This window comes from Pseudomonas sp. Leaf127, assembly GCF_001423155.1.
In the GTDB taxonomy this organism is placed as follows: Bacteria; Pseudomonadota; Gammaproteobacteria; order Pseudomonadales; family Pseudomonadaceae; genus Aquipseudomonas; species Aquipseudomonas ovata.
In genome coordinates this window covers 100,824-125,111 of sequence record NZ_LMOA01000002.1, presented here as the reverse complement: position 1 = coordinate 125,111, position 24,288 = coordinate 100,824, and the positions used below count along the sequence as shown (strand labels likewise).

Genomic DNA, 24,288 nt, shown 5'->3' with positions numbered 1-24,288 from the left:
AGCGTTTCACAAATTTTTCGGTCATTCGCTGCAGATTTTCGGCGTTTTGGAGATTTTGCGAGCGCTGCGCACTCGGTCGCGGGCAAGCGCGCTCCTACGGGTGAGGCACAATCCAGAGACCGCATTGCACTCTCCAAGGACAGCCGCAGTGTCGGTACTATCAGCCTTGCACCTGACTCCACTGCTTGCTCAGCCGCTTGTCGGACACCGGCATGCGGGTCCCCAGTTGTTGGGCGAACAGCGAGACGCGGTACTCTTCCAGCCACCAGCGCCAGGTCACCAGTTCCGGGTCACGCTTGCCTTCCTGGGCGTGCTTGGCGGCACGGGCCTGGTACTGGGCCCACAGCTCGCCCAGCTCAATGCTCCAGACCCGGTCCTTCTGCAACTGGCCGGGCAGTTTTTCCAGGCGCAGCTCCACGGCCTTGAGATAGCGCGGCAGTTCCTTGAGCCACTGCCCCGGCGTTTCGCGCACAAAGCCCGGGTACACCAGCTTGCCCAGTTGCCCCTTGATGTCGTTGAGGGCCACTGCTCGGGCCAGGTCGATCTTGCCCTTGAAGCTCTTTTGCAGGCCGTGCCACAGCTTGAGAATGTCCAGGGTCAGGCGCGCCAGGCGCTCGGCATGCTCGGCCCATTCGCCGCGCTTGCGCTCGGCCAGCGACAACAGCCCGGCGCCATCGCGCGGCAGCGTGTCTTCGCCTTCGAGGACGCAACTGTCGAGGCTGGCCAGCAGAATATCTTCGATCAGCGCATCGACCCGGCCCAGGTCACGGTACAACAGCGCCAGCTCGGTCTGCCCCGGCAACTTGCCGCGCAAGAATTTCGCGGTGTCGGCCAGTTGCTGCAACAGCAGGCGCTGCAAGGCGCGGCGGTGCTGGTACTCGGCTTCGGCCTGGGTCGGGAAACGCCCCTCCTTGACCGTACCGCCTTCCTCGACCAGCGCCGGGTAGACGGTCAGCGACAGTCCGGCGATTTTCTGCTGGGTCTGCTGCGCCACGGGTGCAAAGCCCTTGGCCTCCACCGGCTGCTGCCCCTTGGCGCTGTGCGGCATGGCCAGCGCGGCTTGCCCGGCTTCGGCAAAGCGGGCGGTCAGCGCGTCCAGGTCGCGGCCTTCACCCAGGAACTTGCCGTTGCCGTCGACCACCTCCAGGTTCATTTTCAGGTGCCCTTCAAGCTCGGCCGCGGCCTCGCTCCAGGCCTCGTCCGTGACCCGTGCGCCGGTCATGCGCAACAGTTCACGGCCCAGTGCCTGGGGCAGCGAGCCCTCGGCAAAGGTGATGCGCTGCAGGGCGGCGCGGACAAAGTCCGGCACCGGCACGAAGTTCTTGCGGGTGGCCTTGGGCAGGTTGCGCACCAGGGCAATGCACTTGGTTTCCAGCAGGCCCGGCACCAGCCACTCCAGGCGCTCGGCCGGCAGCGACTGCAACAGCGGCGCCGGCACCCGCAAGGTCACGCCATCGCGCGGGTGGTTGGGCTCGAAGTGATAGGTCAGCGGCAGGGTCAGTTCACCCAGGCGCAAGGTGTCGGGGTATTGTGCAGCGGTGACTTCGCTGGCCTCGCGGGCCAGCACGTCTTCTTCGCGCATGATCAACAGTTGCGGGTCTTTCTGGCTGTGCACCCGGTACCAGCTGTCGAAGGTTGCAGTCTGATGCACCTCGGCCGGCAGCCGTGCGTCATAAAAGCCGTACAGGGTTTCTTCGTCGGCCAGGATGTCGCGGCGCCGGGCCTTGGCTTCCAGCTCGTCGAGTTCTTCAAGCAGGCGTGTGTTGGCACTCAGGCATTTGGCCCGCGACAGGATATCGCCGCGCACCAGGCCTTCGCGGATGAACATCTCGCGCGACACCACCGGGTCCACCGGGCCATAGTGCACCGGACGACGACCGACGATGATCAGCCCGTACAGGGTGATCTGCTCGAAGGCCACGACCTGGCCGCGCTTTTTCTCCCAGTGCGGTTCGAAGTGATTCTTCTTGATCAAGTGCCCGGCCAACGGCTCGATCCAGTCGACGTCGATCTTGGCCACCATGCGCGCATACAGCTTGGTGGTCTCGACCAGTTCGGCGGCCATCACCCACTGCGGACGCTTGCGCCCCAGCCCAGAAGAGGGATGCACCCAGAAACGGCGCTGGCGGGCGCCCAGATAGTCGCCTTCTTCGGTCTTCTGGCCGACCTGGCTGAGCAGACCGGACAAAATCGCTTTATGGAATTTGCCATAGTCGGCCGGTTCCGCATTGACCGGCAGCTTCAGTTCGCGGCAGATCAGGCTCAGTTGCCGGTGCGCATCGCGCCATTCGCGCAGGCGCAGGTAATTGAGAAAGTTACGCCGGCACCAGTTGCGCAACGGGCTTGAAGTCAGCGCCTGGCGCTGCTCTTCGAACCCGCGCCAGAGGTTCACCAGCCCGGCAAAATCCGAGTCGGCGTCCTTCCATTGTGCATGCGCCTGGTCGGCCGCCTGCTGACGCTCGGGCGGACGCTCGCGCACATCCTGCACCGACAGCGCACTGGCGATGATCAGCACTTCCTGCAGGCTGCCTTGTTGCGCAGCCTCCAGCAACATGCGGCCCATGCGCGGGTCCACCGGCAGTCGCGCCAGCTGGCGACCCAGCGGGGTCAACTGGTTTTCACGGGTGACCGCCGACAGCTCCTGCAACAGGTTGAAGCCGTCGCTGATGGCCTTGCCGTCCGGCGGCTCGATGAACGGGAAGTCGCTGATATCCCCCAGGCGCAGGTGCAGCATCTGCAGGATGACCGCCGCCAGGTTGGTGCGCAGGATTTCGGGGTCGGTGAATTCCGGGCGCCCGAGAAAATCCTCTTCGCTGTACAGGCGGATGCAGATGCCCGGCTCGACCCGGCCACAGCGCCCCTTGCGCTGGTTGGCGCTGGCCTGGGACACCGCCTCGATGGGCAGGCGCTGGACCTTGGCACGGTAGCTGTAGCGGCTGATGCGCGCGGTGCCGGTGTCGATCACGTAGCGAATGCCCGGCACGGTCAGCGAGGTTTCGGCGACGTTGGTGGCCAGCACCACGCGGCGCCCTGGGTGCGACTGGAAAATGCGCTGCTGCTCGGCCGGCGACAGGCGTGCATACAACGGCAGGATCTCGGTGTGCCGCAGCTGGGCCTTGCGCAGCACCTCGGCGGCGTCGCGAATCTCGCGCTCGCCAGGCAAAAACACCAGCACATCGCCCGGCAGCTTGCCTTCGCTGCGCTCCATGGCCGCCAGTTCATCGAGGGTGGCCAAAATCGCCTGGTCGACGGTGAGGTCTTCCTCGACGCTGTTGCCCTCCTCGTCCTGCTCGCTGGCCAGCGGGCGGTACAGGGTTTCGACCGGGAAGGTACGGCCCGACACTTCGATGATCGGCGCGTCATTGAAATGCTCGGAGAAACGCTGCAGGTCAATGGTCGCCGAGGTGATGATGACTTTCAGGTCCGGACGGCGCGGCAACAGGGTCTTGAGGTAGCCGAGCAGAAAGTCGATGTTCAGGCTGCGTTCGTGGGCCTCGTCGACGATCAGGGTGTCGTAGCGCTCCAGGAAGCGATCGTTCTGGGTCTCGGCCAGCAGAATGCCGTCGGTCATCAGCTTGATCAGCGTGTTATCGCCGCTCTGGTCCTCGAACCGAACCTGGTAGCCGACCAGTGCTCCCAGGGGCGTGGCCAGCTCTTCGGCGACCCGGCTGGCCACGCTGCGCGCCGCAATCCGCCGCGGCTGGGTGTGGCCGATCAGGCCGTATTGGCCGCGACCGATTTCCAGGCAGATCTTGGGCAGTTGGGTGGTCTTGCCCGAGCCGGTCTCGCCGGCAATGATCAGCACCTGGTGCTTGAGCAAGGCGGCCTTGATCTCATCGCGCTTGGCGGCAATCGGCAGGTGATCGTCGTAGCGGATGGTCGGCACACTCAAGCGCCGCGCCTCGACCTTTGCACACGATGCCTGGAAGCGTTCAAGCCACGACGCCAGCTTTGCTTCGTCAGGTTTTTTGCGCAGCTCATGCAACTGGCGGCGCAATTTATGACGGTCGCCGCTCATGGCGTGGTCGAGGTTTTTCAGCAACAGGTCGATAGAGGGCGATTCGGCGGTCATCAGGTACGCAAGGTCAGGTCGAAAGGACAAGGCCGGATTGTCGCAGATTTGTGCAGGGTTCGGGGAGAACCCCACGCGTTCCCGGACACAGGGCGTACGCCCACACCGATTCAATCCCATTTTCGCCGTCGCTGCCGGGTAGATAGTTAGTGCCTGCAAGCCCGTATCGCGCCGGTAAGCTTCGCGGCCTTTTCAATCGCCATGAGGCTTTTTTTCATATGGACATGACTGTCAATGCCGCCGATACCCTGCCGGCCCTTCATCAACACCTGATCGATCCGCATGTGCCGCAATGGCTGCGCCAGGCGCCGGCCAGCACCCACGCCGCCTTGCGCCTGGCCAGTCGCCGGGCCATGGATTTGCCCTGGCTGGCAGCCGGGCGCACGGCATTGCCCGAGGTCGTCGACCGACTGCAGGCGCAATCGGCACGGCACCACGACCTGCAACAGCGCATTGCCCCCCTGCTGGACCGGCTGGGCACCTTGCAGGGGTTTGCCGAGCCACGCCTGGTCAACGGCATCAAGGCGCGCTTTGGCCTGGAGGTCGATGTACGCACGACCTGTCTGCTGCACGCCAGCCATGCCCGCACCGACACCTCGTTCATGGGCGCGGCCAAGGACCCGCTGATCGAGGCCAACAGGGCATTGAAGGCGGCCATTCGACCATTGCTGGACGCGGCCCTGCAGAACTTTCAGGTCGCCGACACCGAGCCTGGGGCCATGGATGAAAGCGATGCACTCAAGGCCGGGGTGTTCGACAGCTACCAGGTCCTGGGGCCGACCGTCAGCGGCACGCCGGTGGCCATTGCCGCCCATGAGTTTGCCGCCCTGGCGCGCCTGCTGGATCTGGGCGGCCAGTACCAGGCGCACATCGATCAGGTGTTCACCGCGCAAGGTGCCGAAGACCTGCAGGCGTTCACCCGTTCGACGCTGCTGCTGGAACTGCACATCGCGCGGCTGCAGCGACGTGTCGATGCCGACACTTACCAGGCCGTGCTGGCCCTTGTGCAAGACCTGCCGGCGGCCAGCCTCGATGGCCAGCCCCTGGTGTGCAGCACCTTGCGGCTGTGGGACGTCGAGCTCGACGGGATCTTGCTGATCGGCAAGGACCGCGACCTGGCCACCGTGGTCGAACCGGTGCTGGTCTATATACCCGACGACCCGGTGGTGCCACTCAGGGGCTACCCATCGACCGCGGCCTTTCATGATGCGCTACGCCAACGCCTGCTGAGCCAAGACTATGCAGACTTTTTCAGCCGTTTCATTCCGGCCCGGCATCGCAGCCGCATCGTCGATACCCTGCATCGCCAGCTCTACCCGACGGTACTGCGGGCCGACGGCAATCATCAGCAATGGCTGGAGCAATTTGCCGACCCGCAGGCGCGCCTGCACCTGAGCGAAAGCCGCCTGAGCGGGCCGCTGTTCGAAACGTTGTATAAGCGCAAGTTGGCCTTCATCAAGGACAATGCCCGCGTGCAGGGCGTGCCCACCGCCGATCAGGACCTGCGCAGTGTCGACGAGCGCCTGGCCTGGTGGCGCGATCTTGCCCTCAATACCCTGAATGTCGCGGCCTTCGCCGTGCCGGTGCTGGGCGAGATCATGCTGGCGGCCACCGCCGCCCAGCTGGGCTATGAGGTGTTCGAAGGCATCGAAAGCTGGACCCGGGGCGAGCAGGACCAGGCACTGGGCTATCTGGTGGATGTGATTGAAAACCTGGCCATGACCGCCGCACTGGGCAGCGCCCTGGCCGAGGGCGGCCGACTGCCCGCGATCGAGGCACCGGAGCCGATGCGACCGCTCAGGCCGGTGACCCTGCCCGACGGCCGTACCCGCCTGTGGAAGCCGGACCTGACGCCCTTTGCCCATGACATCGTGCTGCCGGCCGGGCTGACGCCGGATGCGTCGGGCCTGGTGCCCTATCAGGGCAAGCGCTGGCTGGTGCTCGATGGCCAGCACTATTCAGTGCAGCCAGGCGCCGGCGGCCTGGGGCATGTGCTGGAGCATCCGCACAAGGCCGGGGGTTACCGGCCGGCGCTGCGCCACAACGGTGACCGGGCCTGGCTGCATGAACTCGACCAGCCGGGGCAGATGCAGGGGCTGACGCTGGTACGTCGCCTGGGGTATGACGCCCAGACTTATCCCGATGCCTTGATGCGCGACATCCTTACCACCTGCGACCTGCCCGACTCGGTGCTGCGCCAGGCGTTAAACGATCATCAGCGCCCACCGGCCCTGCTGGCAGACACAGCCGAGCGGTTCCGGCTCGCGCATGCACTGGCCAATGATGGCGAGCGGTTCCAGCGCCGCTACCTGGCCCTGCAAACCACTGACGATGTTGCGGTGCAGGCCTTGCAAGCGCAGTTGCCGGCGCCGCTGCCGAAACCTGTGGCCGAGGAAATCCTGGCCCAGGCCAGCGCCGGGGAACGCGCGCACCTGATCGATGGCGCAGGCGTGCCCCTGCGCCTGGCCGAAGAGGCACGGCTTTATCGTCAACAGGTACGCCTGGCCCGGGCCTATGAAGGTCTATACCTGAGCGTGGCGGCCAACCCTGATACCGACAGGCTGGCGCTGCACAGCCTGGAATACTTGCCCGGCTGGTCGGCCGATGTACGCCTGGAGGTGCGCGACGGGCATTTCCATGGCTTTTTGAGCGATAGCATCGGCGCCGAGACAGCGCCTGTTCGCAAGGTGCTGGTCAGATACCCGGACGGTTATGAACCCCGCGATGCCGACAACCTGCACCTGGACGGTCGGGACACTCTGTTCGCCGCCATCCTGCACGCCTTGCCCGATGCCCAGCGCCAGGCACTGGGGGTGGCGCATGTCAGTCAGGGTGCCGACCTGCAGGCCTTGATTCGCCAACGACCGCTGCCGCGCCGCCAGGCGCGTAGCGCATTGGGCATGCAGCCGGTCAAACCAGGCTTTCGCTCGCCCATGCGCCTGGCCGACGGCCGTCTCGGTTATCCCCTGAGCGGCCGGGGTCGTCCGGACTGGGCCTTTACTCGCGAGAGCCTGGTGGACAAGATTCGCCTGCTGGAATTTGAAGATTTCTACCCTGAAGACCTTTATGAACAGTTGCTCAAGCTGGGCCTGGATCATGCGCAGATCGACGCCCGCCTCAATACCCTGCTGGACGAACAGATGGCCTTGCGCGCCAGCCTGGCGCGGTGGAGTGAACAGAGCGCTGCCATTGTCGGGCTCGAGGCGGATACGGCGCGCCTGCAAAGCCGGACGCGCATGGCCGAAGAGATCTGGACCCACTGGCGCATGAACAGCCTGCCCGAACTGCAACGCAGCCCTTACCTGCTGGTCTTGCACTCGCAGGCCCTGGAAGATTTTCCGGCGCAACTGCCGGCGTTCTTTTTCGAGCGAGTCACGCGCATGAGGCTTGAAAACGTGACGGCTCATGCCGCCGGTTCTGCCATGCAGACCTCGACGGCCAGCGGCGAGGTGCTCGAGCGCTTCTTGCGTCAGTTCTCGAACGTGCAGTCACTCGCCATGCTCCAGAACCCGCTGCCGAGCGGTTTGCAGTCACGCTTTCCCGACCTGCTGGAGCGGGTGGTGCGCAGCCTGCCGCAACTGACCGAACTGGGCCTGCCCCATCAGGGCATGTTGCTCAGCCAGGCGCAGCTGGATGTCCTGCAAGGCCTGCCCCACCTGCGCAGCCTGGACCTGTCCGGCAACCGTTTCAGCCCGTTCCAGTCGCTGGACCTGAGCTGGCTGCACGTCGACCGACTGGTGCTGGAGCGGACCGGCCTGGATCGCTGGCCCGCCTGGCTCGATCAGTTGGTTCCGGCCCGGATCCGTGAGCTATCACTGGCTCACAATCAGATCAGTACCTTGCCACAGGCCGTGCTGGACAATCCGCCGGCCCTGCTGCATCGCAGCCATATCGACCTGCGTGGCAACCCGCTGTCCGAAGGCACACGGCTGTGCGCCTGGCTGGGCGAGCAGGCGGGCGATATGTCGTTGCGTTTCACCCTGGACATGCCCTCCTCGATGCAGCCAAACCTGGACAGAATGCTCGAAGAGCGCCACGCCCTGGTCGAGGCTATCGAGGGCTGGGTAGGCGCTTCCAGCTCGAACAGACCATTGAACGCGCAGCGCATTGCCGATCGCCAGCGCATTGGCGAGGCACTGCTTGACTACTGGCATGCCTATTCGCTGGGCACCGACCTGGACCCGCTGGTGCTGGAGTCGATCGACCTGGCGGACTTTCCTCGCCGCCTGCCGGCCTTCATGGGCAGCCGTGTGCGGGCATTGCACCTCAACCAGGTCAATGCCACCGTCGAGCAACTGGACGAACTGATCAGGCGTTTTCCGCGGCTGTCGATGTTCCAGCTCAACGGGCATGTCACGCCCTTGGTGCAATTGCCTCGCGCCCTGAGTGAGCTGCGCGAACTCAACACGCTGGGCCTGATCGACCAGGGCCTGAACGTAGACCAGTCGACCGTGGATTTCCTGGCCCGCCTGCCCGCACTGGAAATGCTGGAACTGGATGGCAACCGGCTGGGCGAGATTCATGATGTATCGGGCCTGCGTACCGGTTGCCTGCGCTGGCTGTCGCTGCGCAATACCGACCTGCAACACTGGCCGCAATGGATCCTGGATCTGCTGCCTGATCCACTGGAGGCCCTGATCCTGAGCAACAACCGGTTGCAGGACATTCCTGAAAGCTTGCTGGCCAATCCACGCAGCGATCATCAACACTGCGATATCAACCTGCTGGGCAACCCGCTGTCACAGGAGCACATGCTGCGTGCCCATGTCTCGGAAGCCTATAACCGCACCTATTCGTTCCTGATGGACGTGTCGGAGGACATCCGCAGTATTTCCTGGCATGAACCGCATGACTCCGACTCCGATTCCGGATCGGAATCTGACGGCTCCGGTCATCGCCATGGCGCGGCCAGGGCGCGTGACCCAGAGCCGCCGGTGGTCGGGCCCTGGCAAGGCGAGGACAGCGCCATCGCCACGGTGCGCGCAGCGACCTGGGAACGGCTGGCCGGCCACCCCGACAGCCGCCAGTTGCTGGACATGGTCGGCCAGTTGCGTCATACCGCCGACTACCGCAAGCCCGGCAGTCGTACCCAACTGATCGACCGCGTCTGGCGTGTGCTGGACGCGGCCGACCAGGACCCGGCACTGCGGGCCACCCTCGATGCAATGGCCGAGGAGCCACTGCGCCTGCTCAGCCATGACGAGACATGCCCGGATGGCGTCATCCTGGAGTTCAACCAGATGGAGGTGATGGTCTTCACCGGCCAGGCGCTGCGCGACCTGCCTGGCAACCCTGGCAGCGCACCGCTGCTGCAACTGGCTCGCCGGCTGTATCGCCTGCAGGCACTGGACGATATAGCCCGTGCACAGGCAGGTGATCGTGATGAGGCCGAAGTGCGCCTGGCTTATCGCCTGCGTTGGGCACAACGGCTGGAACTGCCGGTGCCCCCGCAGCATATGCTGTATCAGGTGCACGCCGAGCTGCGTCCGGGCGAGCTGGACAGCGCTCTGACGCAAGTCATGGCCGGCGAGCAAGGCGACGCGTTCCTGCAGTTTGCCGCCAGCCAGCGATTCTGGACCGACTGGCTGCGCGAGCACTACGCCGAGCGCTTCGAACACCTGGAGCAAGGCTACCGCGACAGCCTGATGGTGCTGACTGAAACGGTCGAAAGCCTCAATGACCCGGCCTTCGGACAGGGCGCTCAGGACCTGCAGCGCCAGCATGAGCATGACCAGCAGGTGCTGATCAAGGCGCTGACCAACCGCGAGGCGACTCCCAGGCCCTGACCGGCCCTGACCGGATTACTGGGCCTGGCGGACCTGGGCTTCCAGCTCGCGGAGCAGGCCCGCGTCCAGCTTCAACTGGCGCGCCAACTCTTCAAGGTAGGCGCGCTCCATGAAGTGCTCCTGGTCGACCATGACCAGGCTGGCAATGTACATCTCGGCCGCCATTTCCGGTGTACGTGCCGCGCGGGCCACTTCGGCCGGGTCAAGCGGCTTGTCCAGTTCGGCATGCAGCCATTGCTGGAAATGACGATCATCGTTGAGCTTGACGAACTCGCCTTCGATCAGTTGCCGCTCGCGGTCGTCGACATGGCCATCGGCCTTGGCCGCCGCCACCAGCGCCCGCAGGATCGCCAGGCTGTGCTCTTCGGCCTGGTCATCAGGCAGCCGGTCGATGGTCTGCGGCTCGCGCTGCCCGGCCTGGCCCTGGCTGGCCTGCCAGTTGTTGTAGGCCTTGTAGGCAATCACACCCAGGGCCGCCAGGCCACCATAGGTCAATACCTTGCCGCCCATGCCACGGGCGCCCTTGCCCCTGAGCAAGCCCATGGCCCCGGCCGCCAGCGCCCCGCTGCCCGCCCCGGAAAGCAGGCCCCCCAGACCGCCGGACGATGACTTGCCGCCCCCGAGCAGGCTGCCCAGGCCACCGGCCAGGCCGCCGCTGCCGGAGCGATGCTTGCCCGGCTTGCCGCTGACTTTATCCTGCAGCATCTGCTGCCCTGACTTGAGCAATTGATCGAGTAAACCACGCGTATTCATCTGAAATACCTTCGAACCTGAACTGGATGGTTGATTGACAAAAAACCCGCCGCTAAGTCCCGTGTGCCCCTCTGGCTGTGTGATTCGGAATGTTTCAGGTCAGCTGTGGCAAGGCAGCTCTGCTGGCGATGGCTGTGTGACAGGCGCAGCAGGTGTATAGGCCTTGCTGGCCTCATCGCCGGATCGCCGCCCGGGGCAAAGCCCCCTCCCACCAGATTGATGTCGCCCAAGAAGACCTGTGGGAGGCAGCTCTGCTGGCGATGGCTGTGTGACAGACGCAGCAGGTGTATGGGCCGTACTGGCCTCATCGCCGGCAAGCCGCCTCCCACCAGTTGGATTTCGCCTTGGATTTCGGGCCTGACACAAGACCTGTGGGAGGCAGCTCTGCTGGCGATGGCGGTGTGGCAGGCGCAGCAGGTGTATAGGCCTTGCTGGCCTCATCGCCGGCAAGCCGCCTCCCACAGGTTTGATGTGACCCTGAGTTTCGTGCCTGGCACCAGACTGTGGGAGGCAGCTCTGCTGGCGATGGCTGTGTGACAGACGCAGCAGGTGTATGGGCCGTACTGGCCTCATCGCCGGCAAGCCGCCGCCCACCAGTTGGATTTCGCCTTGGATTTCGGGCCTGACACAAGACCTGTGGGAGGCAGCTCTGCTGGCGATGGCTGTGTGACAGACGCAGCAGGTGTATGGGCCGTACTGGCCTCATCGCCGGCAAGCCGCCTCCCACNAAGACCTGTGGGAGGCAGCTCTGCTGGCGATGGCTGTGTGACAGACGCAGCAGGTGTATGGGCCGTACTGGCCTCATCGCCGGCAAGCCGCCTCCCACAGGATTAATGTCGCCCAAGGTCTCGTGCCTGGCACCAGACTGTGGGAGGCAGCTCTGCTGGCGATGGCGGTGTGGCAGGCGCAGCAGGTGTATGGGCCTTGCTGGCCTCATCGTCGGATCGCCGCCCGGGGCAGAGCCCCCTCCCACCAGATTGATGTCGCCCAGAATATCGGGCCTGGCACCGGACTGTGGGAGGCGGCTTGCYGGCGATGGCTGTGTGATAGGCGCAGCAGGTGTATAGGCCTTGCCGGCAAGCCGCCGCCCACAGGTTTGATGAGCGCCACGGATCTTGTGCCAGGCACAAGACCTTGGGAGGCAGCTGTCAAAATGTCGTACGACAAGGTGCAACCCTTGCCGGCCTGTGTGGTCAATCCCTCGAACCTTCCATGACGTTCGCCGAAAAGCCGTTCTGGTCCAACCGTCACCCATCTTTGCAAGGGAGCTGCTGCACGTGACATCAAGCACTGGTTTTCCCGTCGGCAATAGCGAGGCGGCGCGGGTCATCCGGCACAAGGACTGGAGTCAAACCTCGCTGGGCCCTGTCGATCAGTGGCCGGGTGCACTGAGAACGGCGCTGCACCTGATGCTCGATTCCCCGGTGTCGATGTACCTGATCTGGGGACCGGACCTGCTGTTTTTCCATAATGATGCCTACACCCCGATCCTTGGACCGCGTACCGAAGGTGCCATAGGCATGCCCATCGCGGTGCTGTGGTCCGATGTATGGGATCAGGTCAGGCCGATGGCCGAAAATGCCCTGGCCGGCGAAACCTTTCAGGCCAATGACCTGCCGCTGACCATGGCGCGCTATGGCGAGCCCGAGCAGACCTGGTGGACGTTCTGTTTCTCGCCCTTGCGCGACGAGCACGGCCAGGTGCACGGGGTGTTCTGCTGCACCAATGAAACCACCCGCAACGTGCTGGACCGTCAGGCGCTCAAGGCTGGCGAGCTGCAGCGCCAGGCCCTGATCGAGGATCTGGTGCGCCTGGAACGTCGCCAGACTGCCCGCCTTGAACAGCGCACCATGGAGCTGGACACCTTTTGGGAGATGTCACCCGACCTGCTGGCGATCGTCGACTTCAATGGCTGCTTCCAGCGTGTCAATCCGGCCTGGAGCGCTCTGCTGGGCCTTGAGGCCGAAGAACTGATCGGCACCTCGATCACCGACAGACTGCACCCCGACGATGTCGAGCCCTCCCGCCACGCCCTGGCCCATGCCCAGAGCCTTGAGCTGCCACTGTTCGAAAACCGCTACCGGCACCGGGACGGCAGCTATCGCTGGTTCGGCTGGACGGCCGCGCCTGGTAGAGGCCTGATCTTTGCGCTGGGCAAGCACATGACCGAGGAAAAGCAACGGGCCGAGGCGCTGCGAGCCACCGAAGAAGCCCTGCGCCAGTCACAGAAAATGGAAGCCGTCGGGCAACTGACCGGTGGTCTGGCGCATGACTTCAACAATCTGCTGATGGGCGTGACCGGCAATATCGAATTGCTGCAAATGCGCATCGGCCAGGGCCGCTTTGACGACCTGGGGCGTTATATCACCGGCTCCCTGGAGTCCTCGCGGCGGGCGGCAGCCCTGACGCACCGGTTGCTGGCGTTTTCCCGGCGCCAGACCCTGGCCCCGCGACCGACCAATATCGATGCGCTGGTCCAGGGCATGGCCGAGCTGGTGCAGCGCACCGTAGGGCCGGCCATCGACATGCAGGTGTCGACCACCCCCGGCCTGTGGTCCACGCAGGTAGACCCCAATCAACTGGAAAACGCCCTGCTCAATCTGTGCAACAACGCCCGGGATGCCATGCCTGATGGCGGCCGGTTGCTGATCGAGACAGGTAACCTGCCGCTGGACCCGGTGCTGGCCGAGCAGCACGAACTGCCGCCTGGCCAGTATGTGGCATTGTGCGTCAGCGACACCGGGACCGGCATGTCGCCGGAGATCATCGGCCGCGCCTTCGATCCGTTCTTCACCACCAAGCCGTTGGGCATGGGCACCGGGCTGGGCTTGTCGATGATCTACGGTTTTGCACGGCAATCGGGCGGCGATGTAAGGATTGTCTCCACGCCGGGGCTGGGCTCGAAGGTCAGCATCTACCTGCCTGTGGTGCAAGACGCACTGGCCCCTGAGCCGGCCACCGAAGCCTTGTCGGCCGGGCAGGCTCACTCGGGCAGTGGCGAAATGGTGCTGGTGGTGGATGACGAACCGGCCGTGCGCCAGCTGATGAGCGAGGTGCTGGTGGACCTGGGCTATGCAGTCTTGCAGGCCGAGCATGGCGCGGCGGCCTTGAAGGTATTGCACCAGCACCCGCCCGTCCAGTTGTTGGTCACGGATGTCGGTCTGCCAGGCGGCATGAACGGCCGGCAACTGGCCGATGCGGCGCGGCTACTGAACCCCGGTTTGTGCGTGCTGTTCGTCACCGGCTATGCCGAAAGTGCGGCATTGACCTACGACACACTGGGCAGCGGCATGCATGTGCTGACAAAACCGTTTTCGATTGCCACCTTGAGTGGCTGCATTGCTCAATTGCGCACTTCGGGTGCCTGACGGCAAGGGCCTGCGTCTGCCCTTGCCGCCGGCCGGTCAGTCGCGCAGGTCAGACTCGTGGATCGGCTGGTCGCGATGAGTGGCACGCTGGTATTGAGCCGGCCAGACGGCCTGGCGGCTGCCCAGGTCATCGTCGGCATGCAGCGCCCAGTACGGGTCGCGCAACAGCTCACGGGCCAGCAGGATGATGTCGGCCTGGCCGGTGCGCAGGATATGCTCGGCCTGGGCCGGCTCGGTGATCATGCCCACGGTGCCGGTGGCGATGTCCGACTCCTTGCGGATGCGTTCGGCGAAGCGGGTCTGGTAGCCAGGCCCCACCGGAATCTCGGCGTGCACCGAGGTGCCACCGGACGACACGTCGATCAGGTCGACGCCCAGAGCCTTGAGCCGGCGCGCCAGCTCGACGGTTTCGTCCGGGTTCCAGCCATCCTCGACCCAGTCGGTGGCTGACACTCGCACAAACAGCGGCAACTCGGCCGGCCAGACATCACGCATGGCGGCGGTCACCTGCAGCGTCAGGCGGATACGGTTTTCAAACGAGCCACCGTACTGATCGGTGCGCCGGTTGCTCAACGGTGACAAGAACTGGTGCAGCAGATAGCCATGCGCGGCATGTACTTCGACCACCTTGAAGCCGGCGGTCAGGGCGCGCCGGGTGGCCGTCACGAAGGCGTCGATGACATCCTGGATATCGTTTTCACTCAATGGCTGCGGAACGCTGTGCTCAGGGTCGAAGGCAATCGCCGACGGACCACGCGGGGTCCAGCCGCCCTCTTCGATCGGCACGTTGCCATGCTTGCCCAGCCAGGGCCGCCAGGTACTGGCCTTGCGCCCGGCATGGGCCAGCTGGATGGCCGGCACAGCGCCCTGGGCGCTGATGAAGCGGGTGATGCGTTGCAGGGGCTCGATCTGCTCGTCATGCCACAACCCGAGGTCCTGCGGCGTGATACGGCCATCGGCAGTGACGGCCGTGGCCTCGGTGAAGACCAGCCCGGCACCGCCGACTGCTCGGCTGCCGAGGTGGACCAGATGCCAGTCGTTGGCCAGCCCGTCGACGCTGGAGTACTGGCACATCGGCGAAACCGCAATGCGATTGGGCAGTTGCAGTTGGCGCAAGGTATAGGGTTCTAGCAGCAGACTCATGGCGACCTCTCAGATTGACAGTCAGGCGTCCAGCGCTCCTGAACGGGGGCGCAAGAACCAGATACGCAGGTCAGGCGAGGCGGTGCTCACCTTCACAACCTGCCCGGCAATGCGCAGCGGCTTTGCCTTTTTCTACACAGACTAGTCGACAATCCAAGGGCGCACAGCGTTCAACGCGGTGCAATATGCGTGACCAGCAGTTGCACCGTTTCGTTGCCGCGAAACTCGTTCAAATCCAGCCGGTAGGCCACTTCGACCCAGCGAATGGTGGGGTCTGGCCAGACGTCGCGGTCCACGCCAAAAGCGATGCCATCCAGGCGCAGGCTGCCGCATTCGGTCCTGAGCACCATCTTCAGGTGCCGCTCGCCCACCACACGCTGTTCGACCAGCTCAAAGACCCCATGAAACAGCGGCTCGGGAAAATGCTGGCCCCAGGGACCGGCATTGCGCAGTGCGCGGGCCAGTTCCAGATGAAACTCTTCCACCGCCAGGGTGCCGTCGGACAGCAACCGGCCGGTCAGGTCGTCTTCGGTCAATTGCCGACGCACTTCCAGGTCGAAGGCCTCGGTGAAGGCCGTCAGATTGGCCTCGGGCAGTGACAGGCCGGCGGCCATGGCATGCCCGCCGAACTTGCTAATCAGGTCCGGATGGCGGGCCGCTACCGCATCCAGCGCGTCACGGATATGAAAGCCGGGCACTGAGCGCGCCGAGCCTTTGAGCAGTCCGTCGCCGGCGCTGGCAAAGGCAATGGCCGGGCGGTGATAGCGCTCCTTGAGGCGCGAGGCCAGGATACCGATCACGCCCTGGTGCCAGTCCGGCTCGAACAGGCACAGGCCGAACGGCATGGATTCCACCGGCAGGTCCTGCAACTGCGCCAGGGCTTCGCGCTGCATGCCCTGCTCGATGCTCTTGCGGTCCTGGTTGAGTTCATCCAGTTGCACGGCCATTTCCCGCGCCAGCACCGGGTCGTCGCACAACAGGCATTCGATGCCCAGGCTCATGTCGTCCAGGCGACCGGCTGCATTCAGGCGCGGACCAATGATGAAGCCCAGGTCGGTGGAGGTGATGCGTGATGGATCGCGCCGGGCCACTTCAAGAATCGCGCGCAGGCCGGGCCGGGCACGACCGGCGCGGATACGCATCAGGCCCTGGTGCACCAGGATGCGGTTGTTGGCATCCAGTGGTACCACGTCGGCGACGCTGCCCAGCGCCACCAGGTCGAGCAATTCGCCCAGGTTAGGCGGCTTCTGCTCGAACCAGCCCAGTTCGCTCAGGCGCGCACGCAGGGCAATCAGGACATAGAAAATGACCCCGACGCCGGCCAGGGACTTGCTCGGGAAGGTGCAGCCCGGCTGGTTGGGATTGACGATGGCATCGGCGGCCGGCAACTCATGACCAGGCAGGTGGTGGTCGGTGACCAATACCTTGAGCCCTGCGGCCTTGGCCGCTGCCACGCCCTCGACACTGGAAATACCGTTATCGACGGTCATCAGCAGTTGCGGAGTTCGTTGCAGCGCCACGCTGACGATTTCCGGGGTCAGGCCGTAGCCGAACTCGAACCGGTTGGGCACCAGGTAGTCGACGTGCGCCGCCCCCATCAGCCGCAGGCCCAGCACACCGACGGTGCTGGCCGTGGCGCCGTCGGCATCGAAGTCACCGACGATGAGGATTCGCTGGCGCTGCTGCAGGGCTTCGACCAGCAATTGCACCGCCGCCTCGATGCCCTTGAGCTGCTGCCAGGGAATCAGCCGCGCCAGGCCCTTGTCCAGTTCCTCGGCCGAGGCCACGCCGCGAGAGGCGTACAGGCGGGTGAGCAAGGGCGGCAGGTCGCCGAGCAAGGGCAAAGGATGAGGCAGTGGGCGGTGTTCGATGCGCATGGGTTTCCCGGGGTCTGTAAACAGGTGATTAGTCGCGGTCGCCGGTCAGCCATTGCAGCTGCACTTCGTGCTGGCCACGGTCGTCGGTGACGAAGATCGTGCCGTCGCTGATCATCACGTCCCACTTGATGACCCGTGGCATGTCTTTGGACAGGATATCCAGCGCTTCCTGCGGCACCGCGGCGATATGGACGTTTTTCAGGTTTTTCGCCACCGGCACCACCTTGCCTTCCCACACGCGCAGGCTGCCGTAGGCCAGCAGGCTGGTGCGCTCGGTGCGGCGCGAGCACCAGGTCAGGCGGTCGGCATCGGGCTGACCGACTTCGATCCAGTGCAGCACGCGGTCATCCAGGCTTTTTTCCCACAGGGCCGGTTCGTCTACATCAGACAGGCCGCGACCGAATGCCAGTTGCTCGTCGTACCAGAGGGCGTAGGCCAGCAGGCGCACCGTCATGCGCTCTTCGGTTTCCGAAGGGTGACGGGCAATGGTCTGCTTGACGCTTTCATAGACGCTGCGGTCCAGGTCGGTCAGGTTGAGTTCGAATTTGTACGTCGTCGACGGCTGAGCCATGAACGGGCTTCCAGGACAGGATAAAGCCGGCAAGTCTACCCGATGCGGGGCGGCGTAACGACATTGACTGGCCTGTACAGCCGACCATTGGCTATTTCACCGGCATTGGTTGCGGCCAAGGGCCATAAGACTGAAAATCCGCTAGCCTGACGAGCACTCCGGATCACTTTGCCCGAGGATGAGTTCGACGTATGTGTTTTCGCGCCTCGCCCCTTTTGTACCGGCATCTGGTGACCCGCCTGCTGGCCCTGGCATTCTGTGCGCTGCCGGCCACAGGCCAGGCCAGGGACACCTTGACCTGGCTGCTGCGCGACATGGCACCGGTGACCATTTTTTCCGGTCCCGACCAGGGCCAGGGCGCCATCGACCGACTCATGCCGATCCTGATCGCGCACATGCCCGAATACGACCATGTGCTGATGCGCGTCAACCGGGCCCGCGGCCTGCAAATGCTCAATGAACCCAACTTCACCTGCGACCCGACGCTGCTGTGGACCGCCGAAAGAGCCAAAAAAATCATCTTTTCCATCCCCACCTATGCGGTGTTCAGCAATGGGTTGATCGTACGCAAGGATGATCTTTCGTTGTTCACACCGTTCATTGCCGACCGGCATGTCGACCTGCAGGCGCTGCTGGCCAGCAAGACGGTCAAGGTCGGTGTAGTCGCCGAACGCAGCTATGGCCCGGTGATCGACGCGATCCTCCAGCAGACCGTGCCTGACGAATTGAACCTGCATTACGGCAACGATGCGATCGGCAGCCTGTTGCAGATGCAGCGGCTGGGGCGCCTGCAGGCCATGATCAGCTACTGGCCCGAAGCACGTTACCAGGCACATCAACAGGGGATTCGCGAGAGCGAGCTGGTGTTCCTGCCGGTCAAGGACACGCCCAAGTACCAGTTCACTCATATCGGCTGCTCGGACACCGAGCAAGGCCGCCAGGCGATGGCCATCATCAACCGGGAAATGCGGGTGCTGCGCCAGCAATACCTGGTGGGCTTCTACGCCCAGTGGCTGGACGAACAGAAACGCGCGGAGTACCTGGAAGACGCCAAGACCTTCTTTATTGACAAATAAAGGGTGCTGGACAAAAGAAACCCCGAACAGCGGGGATGACTGATCGGGGTAAACCTTGGCTTGTCGCCAGGATGGCCGGCATCGAACATCGGAGCAAAATGATCGAACCTGCCGTACCTGATCTGAACCCGGGATCCGGCAAAGGTTCCTGGCCGCCGTCGTGGCGGAGCTACAGAAAAGCCGATGAAGCCGAAAACGGGCGGTGGGCGGCAACATGGCGCATGGCGGCGATCATGCAGGGCTCGATGCGCCCTTCGACGACCAGCAGGTCGCGATGCAGACCGTCGACCACGTCGGTCAACTGAAACTTGTCGCGCAACTGATCGGCGCTGAAACGGCGCTCGATGACGGTGACACCGGCAGCATTCTTCAGGGTTACCAGACGTTCGCCTTTGGAACCGGCAGGCCCGAGGCTGGCCTGGTACGGTGACAGCGCTTCACTTAGCAGCAAGCTGATATTTTCCATCTAGTTCACCACTCAACAGGTTGAATGCAAAGGTGCTTATCAATGACCTGCGCCCGGCCCGGAAAGTTCTGACAGCCGTGCGTAAAGCAGTCAATGCTCTGGAGCATGCCTATGGAATGTGACAGAGAGAAAGACTGGGCGCAATGACCGGTTATTCAAGACGTATCCCGGGCAGCCACTGGCGGCGCGCGGCCATCCAGGCAAGCAACTCGTGCGGACTCATGGGCCGGGCGATGAAGTAGCCCTGGACCGCGAGCGCGCCCAGTTCCAGCAGGCTGTGGAAGTCATCGAGGCTCTCGACGCCTTCGACCACCACCTCCATCGACAGGCGTCGGGCCATGAACAGGGCCCCCGCCACCACCGCCGACTGGCGCGGGTCTTCACCCATGCCGCGGACGAACTCGGCGGGAATCTTCAGCTCACAAAAAGGCAGTTGCAGCAGCCGCTGGATGTTCGAGGCCCCGGTCCCGAAATCATCGATCGACAGGCGGCAACCCTTCATGCGCAGGCGCAACAATTCATGCAACGGCCAGTCACCGGCTTGCCCGGCCTGGTGCTCGAGGATCTCCAGGGTCAAAAGGCCCGGTGCCAGGCGATGATGAGCCAGCCGTTGCAGGACCTGCCGGGCAAAACCTGGCTGTTCCAGCACGCAGGGCGCGATATTGACGGCCACAGGCAAGGCCTTGCCGCGCTCGTCACGGACCTGGGCCGACAATTGCAGTGCCAGTTCCAGTACCCGCCAGGTCAGGGGGGCCAACAGGCCGGCGCGCTCTAACGCCGGCATGAAGCTGCCGGGGCTCAGCAGCCCGTGCTGCGGGTGTTGCCAGCGCACCAGGGCCTCGACCCCCAGCAGGTCGCCCTCCAGGCTGACCTTGGGCTGAAAGTACGCCACCCATTGTTCCACCGGCGGCGCGCCGCCCGCCTGGCTGAACAGGGTTGCGCATTCGATGTGCACCGGCAGGCCGGCCGGGGGCTCAAGCCTGTCCATCGCCTCCTCATGGCGCAGGTAAGCCTTGAGCAGGGCACGCACCGACGCGGCCGATGCCGGCTTGCGCAGGCAGCCCAGCACCTCGATACCACGCTGGCGGGCCAGCCGCGCGACACTGTCCTGAACCTCGGCGGGCGCACTGCTGAGCACGATCAGTGAGCGCGCCTGACGCGTCTCGATCAGGTGATCGATCAACGCCAGGCCGTCTGCCCCGTCCATCTGCAGATCGCAAATGGCGATGTCCACAGGTCCTCTGGCGCGCAACGAAGCGCAGGCCGCTACCACGCTGTCGGCGGCAAGGACCTGGAACACCTGATTGGCATTGAGCATCTGGTGCAGCGCCATGAGTTCGAAGGGATGGTCTTCGAGAATCAGTACCTTGAGTGAATGCACAGGCAGGTCTCCGCAGGTCGCCAGCGTCGGGTGTCAGGAAAGGTCATTGTTGTCATTGAGATGAGGCTCGTGCGCAACCGGTTCGGCCTGGACACCGGCGCTGCACCCGGTGAGATCCACCCAGCCACCGATCAGCCCTTGCAACTGCCCGTCGGCACCGAGAAACGGCGTGCTCCACTGCCGTACTTCGACACGCCGGCCGGACAGCTCCAGCACCCGGTCGGTGAATACTGGCTGGCGCTTTTCAAGCAGGTGCAGGTAATCGTCATGCATCTGCCTGGCCACGCTGCCCGGCAGCAGGTCAGTATCGATCAGACGGCGCCCGAGCATGTGCTCGATGCTGATGCCCAGGCAGGTTTCGTAATGGTGATTGCACGCCAGCAATCGCCCTTGCCGGTCACGGACATAAAGCGGCATTGGCAGGCCATCGAACAATGCCTGCCTGAACGCCAGTTGATCGTTGAGCCGGGCCTCAGCCTGCTGGCGCAGGCGCATCTGGACCTTGAGCCGGCTGCGCCAGGCCAGCGAGACCAGGCCCAGCAACACCACCAGGGTCAGGGTCCACACCATCCACGCAGGCGCACGACTCCATAACGACGGCTGGGGCAGCATCGTGCCCAGCCATTTCAGGCGTATCGAGCGCATTTCGGCCACGGGAAACTCCTCCAGGGCCTTGTTGAGGATGCTCAGCAGTTCGGGCTGCGACTTGATCACCGAAAAGCGATCGGCTGACCATTTGCCGTCGACGCTGCGCCCGGGCTTGAGCTTGCCGGGCGCAAACAGCCAGGCTCCGGCCTCGTTCTGAATGGTCGCGTCGGCCTGGCCGTTTTCCACCCGTTCACGCGCCTGCACGTAGGTGTCCACGAGGTGCAGTTCGATAGCCGGATAGTGGCGGCGGATGTCGTCTTCAAGTGCATGGCGGGCCGGCAAGGCCAGCACCTGGCCTGCCAGATCGGCCAGGCTGGTGGGCGACGCCTGTCCGGTGCGCGTCACGAACACCCAGTTACTGCCGCCAAAGGAATAGGTGAAATTGAGAAACTGCTTGCGCCGGGCGTTCTCGGCCAGTGTGGTATTCATGTCGGCCAGGCCATTGCGCAGGGCATCCATGCTGGCCTGGGTAGAAGGCATGGGCCGATAGACGAACTGCAGGCCGGTCATGCGCGAGACCCGCGCCAGCACGTCGACATTGAGCCCCACCCAGTGGCCATGGGTGTCACGATAGATATACGGGGGGTGCTCACTGGTGGCGACCGTCACCTGTGGGTGCCTGGCCAGCCAGCGTCGCTCTGCGCCGCTCAGGGTGATGCGCTGGCCGGAAGCATCCGGCCCCAGCCCGGATGTCCAACGCACCTGTATCTCGCGTTCCAGCGCCAGTTCGAGGCCGATCAGGGCCTTATCGACCAGTTCGCGCAGGCGTTGGTCGTCCTCGCGCAGGGCAAAGGCAAAGCCTGCCGATGGCAGCGCCGCTTCGAACAGGATCTGCAGTTTCAGGTAAGGCCGCATGGCCAGGTAGGCGCGCGCCACGATTTCATTGCCGATAAAGACATCCACCTCGCCCTGAACCAGGGCCTCCATGGCGCTGTAGAGGTTCGGTGCCTGGATGATCTCGCTGTCCGGGTAGACCCGGTGCATGACCTCGGGGTTAACATAGCCTTCGAGCACCACGATCTTCTTGCCGACCAGCCCCTGGGCGGGGATCAGGGGCTGGCCATGCCCGACCACCACGACCCGGTCAGGCATGTAGGGCCGTGAAAACGTCAGTTCCGGCTCGCCCCGGTCAAAGCCATTGGCGCTGGTCAGCAGGTCGATGCTGCCGGCGCGCAGGGCCTCGATGGCATCCTCGCGCTGGGCAAAACCCACCAGTTGCAGGGGGGTGTCCAGTCGGCGGCCGAGCAGGCTCAGGTAATCTGCGCTGACGCCCTGGTAGCGGTTGCCGTCGGTGGTGATGTCGATCGGTTCGTTATCGGCAATGGCGATGCCGACGCGCAAGGGCGTGTGCAGGTCCAGCCATTGGCGCTCGGCATCATCAAGCGCCAGCACGCCAGGGTCATCGAATGGCACGCCCAGCGTGAACGCCAGGCTTTGCACCGCACCGGCCGGTGCTACGAACAGCACCATGAGCACCAGCGACAGCACACGCCATGCCTGCGCGACGGGCCCTGACGGGGTCTTGTGGAGGGGACGCTCCCTGCTTGCCTGTTTCACAACCGCACACTCTTCCGAAATCATTCAACCGGCAGAGTTTGGCATGCAAAAACAGCAAGGCCCGCCGGGGGGCGGGCCTCAAGTTGTTACACAACGATACCGTCAGAGCGGCTTGCCACGGTTACCGTGCTGGCTGACAAAGGCCTGTACGGCTTTGAGGTCGTTGGGCAGTACGGTGCAGCGTTCTTCGCGTTGGAACAAATCAGAAAGATGTGCAGGTAGCTCGAGCGCTTTTCCTACACCGGCCTTCTCCACTGCCTCAGGGAATTTGACCGGGTGCGCCGTGCCCAGTATCACCATCGGGGTGTCCAGGCTGCGTCGGCATTCGCGCGCGGCCTTTACACCGATGGCGGTGTGCGGGTCGAGCACTTCGCCGGTGCGGGCAAAGACCTCGGCGATGGTGGCGCAGGTCTGCTCGTCGTCGACGGCCAGCGAATCGAACAGCTTGCGGGTTTCGGTCCAGCGCTCTTCGTCGACACTGAAGCCGCCACCCTGCTTGAAGTTGTCCATCAGTTCGGCGATGGCGGCGCCATTACGACCGTGCATGTCGAACAACAGGCGTTCGAAGTTCGACGAGACCATGATGTCCATCGACGGTGACAGGGTCGCGTGCAGGGTTTCCTTGACGTACTGGTTGCCGCTCATGAAGCGGTGCAGGATGTCGTTGCGGTTGGTGGCGACGATCAACTGGTTGACCGGCAGGCCCATGTTGCGCGCCAGGTAGCCGGCGAAGATATCGCCGAAGTTGCCGGTCGGCACCGAGAACGACACCGAACGCGCCGGGCCGCCGAGCTGCAGGGCGGCGTGGAAGTAGTAGACGATCTGGGCCATGATCCGCGCCCAGTTGATCGAGTTGACCGCCACCAGGCGCGTGCCCTTGAGGAAACCCTGGTCGGCAAAGCTGGCCTTGACCATTTCCTGGCAGTCGTCGAAGTTGCCTTCGATGGCGATGTTATGGATGTTGTCGCCCATGATGGTGGTCATCTGGCGACGCTGGACATCCGAGACGCGCTTGTTCGGGTGCAGGATAAAGATGTCGACGTTGTCGCAGCGACGGCAGCCTTCGATGGCGGCAGAACCGGTGTCGCCCGAGGTGGCGCCGATGATCACCACGCGCTCGCCGCGCTTGGCCAGCATGTGGTCGAGCAGGCGACCAAGCAGTTGCAGGGCAAAATCCTTGAACGCCAGGGTCGGGCCGTGAAACAGCTCCAGCACCCACTCGTTGTTGTCGAGCTGACGCAACGGGGCGACGGCGCTATGGGCGAACACGCCATAGGTTTCTTCGAGGATCTTCTTGAAGTCGGCATCGCTGATGCTGCCGGCCACGAAGGGGCGCATCACCCGGAACGCCAGCTCGTGATACGGCAGGCCGGCCCAGGAGGCGATTTCTTCCTGGGTGAAGCGCGGCAGGTTTTCCGGTACATAGAGGCCGCCGTCGCTGGCGAGACCTGCGAGCAGCACGTCTTCGAAGTTCAACGCCGGCGCTTTGCCACGGGTACTGATATAACGCATTTTTTTCAAACCTTTGGTTTGAGCGGCAAGCCTCAAGCGATAAGCCATACGTCAGAGCGATACGCGCTCGGCTTGCCG

Annotated in this window: 11 protein-coding genes and 1 pseudogene; 3 read left to right on the top strand and 9 right to left on the bottom strand. The window is 64.1% G+C overall.

Annotated elements, in window-relative coordinates; genetic code table 11:
• Positions 1-160: 160 nt before the first annotated feature.
• On the bottom strand, positions 161-4,072 hold the full coding sequence (hrpA, locus tag ASF84_RS04215) for an ATP-dependent RNA helicase HrpA (protein ID WP_056835564.1): 3,912 nt from the start codon (positions 4,070-4,072) through the stop codon (positions 161-163).
• A 218-nt stretch (positions 4,073-4,290) separates the two neighbouring features.
• On the opposite strand from hrpA, the gene ASF84_RS04210 reads away from it, so the two are divergent.
• Positions 4,291-9,858: an NEL-type E3 ubiquitin ligase domain-containing protein gene (locus tag ASF84_RS04210; RefSeq protein WP_056835562.1), complete on the top strand. Its 5,568-nt coding sequence runs from the start codon at positions 4,291-4,293 to the stop codon at positions 9,856-9,858.
• Positions 9,859-9,873: 15 nt separating this feature from the next.
• Here ASF84_RS04210 and ASF84_RS04205 read toward each other — a convergent pair whose 3' ends face one another.
• Positions 9,874-10,611, bottom strand: a complete 738-nt coding sequence (locus ASF84_RS04205; protein WP_056835560.1) for a tellurite resistance TerB family protein — start codon at positions 10,609-10,611, stop codon at positions 9,874-9,876.
• A 1,277-nt stretch (positions 10,612-11,888) separates the two neighbouring features.
• Here ASF84_RS04205 and ASF84_RS04195 point away from each other — a divergent pair.
• On the top strand, positions 11,889-13,979 hold the full coding sequence (locus ASF84_RS04195; protein WP_056835557.1) for a hybrid sensor histidine kinase/response regulator: 2,091 nt from the start codon (positions 11,889-11,891) through the stop codon (positions 13,977-13,979).
• 36 nt (positions 13,980-14,015) lie between these two features.
• On the opposite strand, the gene ASF84_RS04190 is transcribed toward ASF84_RS04195, so the two are convergent.
• The 3 genes from ASF84_RS04190 to ASF84_RS04180 all read right to left on the bottom strand — a co-directional run bounded on the left by ASF84_RS04190 (position 14,016) and on the right by ASF84_RS04180 (position 17,570).
• Complete coding sequence (locus ASF84_RS04190; RefSeq protein WP_056835555.1) at positions 14,016-15,122, bottom strand: NADH:flavin oxidoreductase/NADH oxidase; 1,107 nt, start codon at positions 15,120-15,122, stop codon at positions 14,016-14,018.
• Positions 15,123-15,292: 170 nt separating this feature from the next.
• Positions 15,293-16,999, bottom strand: a complete 1,707-nt coding sequence (gene recJ, locus ASF84_RS04185) for a single-stranded-DNA-specific exonuclease RecJ (protein ID WP_056835553.1) — start codon at positions 16,997-16,999, stop codon at positions 15,293-15,295.
• Positions 17,000-17,027: 28 nt separating this feature from the next.
• Complete coding sequence (locus ASF84_RS04180; RefSeq protein ID WP_056835551.1) at positions 17,028-17,570, bottom strand: YaeQ family protein; 543 nt, start codon at positions 17,568-17,570, stop codon at positions 17,028-17,030.
• A gap of 239 nt (positions 17,571-17,809) precedes the next feature.
• Between ASF84_RS04180 and ASF84_RS04175 the strand changes: the two genes are divergently transcribed.
• Positions 17,810-18,646 (top strand): TIGR02285 family protein, encoded by an 837-nt coding sequence (locus ASF84_RS04175; RefSeq protein ID WP_056835673.1) that lies wholly within the window; start codon positions 17,810-17,812, stop codon positions 18,644-18,646.
• Between the two features lie 169 nt (positions 18,647-18,815).
• On the opposite strand, the gene ASF84_RS04170 is transcribed toward ASF84_RS04175, so the two are convergent.
• The 4 genes and pseudogenes from ASF84_RS04170 to thrC form a co-directional block, all read right to left on the bottom strand.
• Complete coding sequence (locus tag ASF84_RS04170; RefSeq protein WP_056835549.1) at positions 18,816-19,112, bottom strand: DUF3509 domain-containing protein; 297 nt, start codon at positions 19,110-19,112, stop codon at positions 18,816-18,818.
• 151 nt (positions 19,113-19,263) lie between these two features.
• Positions 19,264-20,493, bottom strand: coding sequence for an EAL domain-containing response regulator (locus tag ASF84_RS04165; protein WP_056835547.1), 1,230 nt, complete (start codon positions 20,491-20,493; stop codon positions 19,264-19,266).
• Between the two features lie 108 nt (positions 20,494-20,601).
• Positions 20,602-22,611: pseudogene (locus ASF84_RS04160) on the bottom strand (transporter substrate-binding domain-containing protein); the annotation flags it as partial.
• A gap of 189 nt (positions 22,612-22,800) precedes the next feature.
• On the bottom strand, positions 22,801-24,210 hold the full coding sequence (thrC, locus tag ASF84_RS04155; RefSeq protein ID WP_056835542.1) for a threonine synthase: 1,410 nt from the start codon (positions 24,208-24,210) through the stop codon (positions 22,801-22,803).
• Positions 24,211-24,288: the final 78 nt, after the last annotated feature.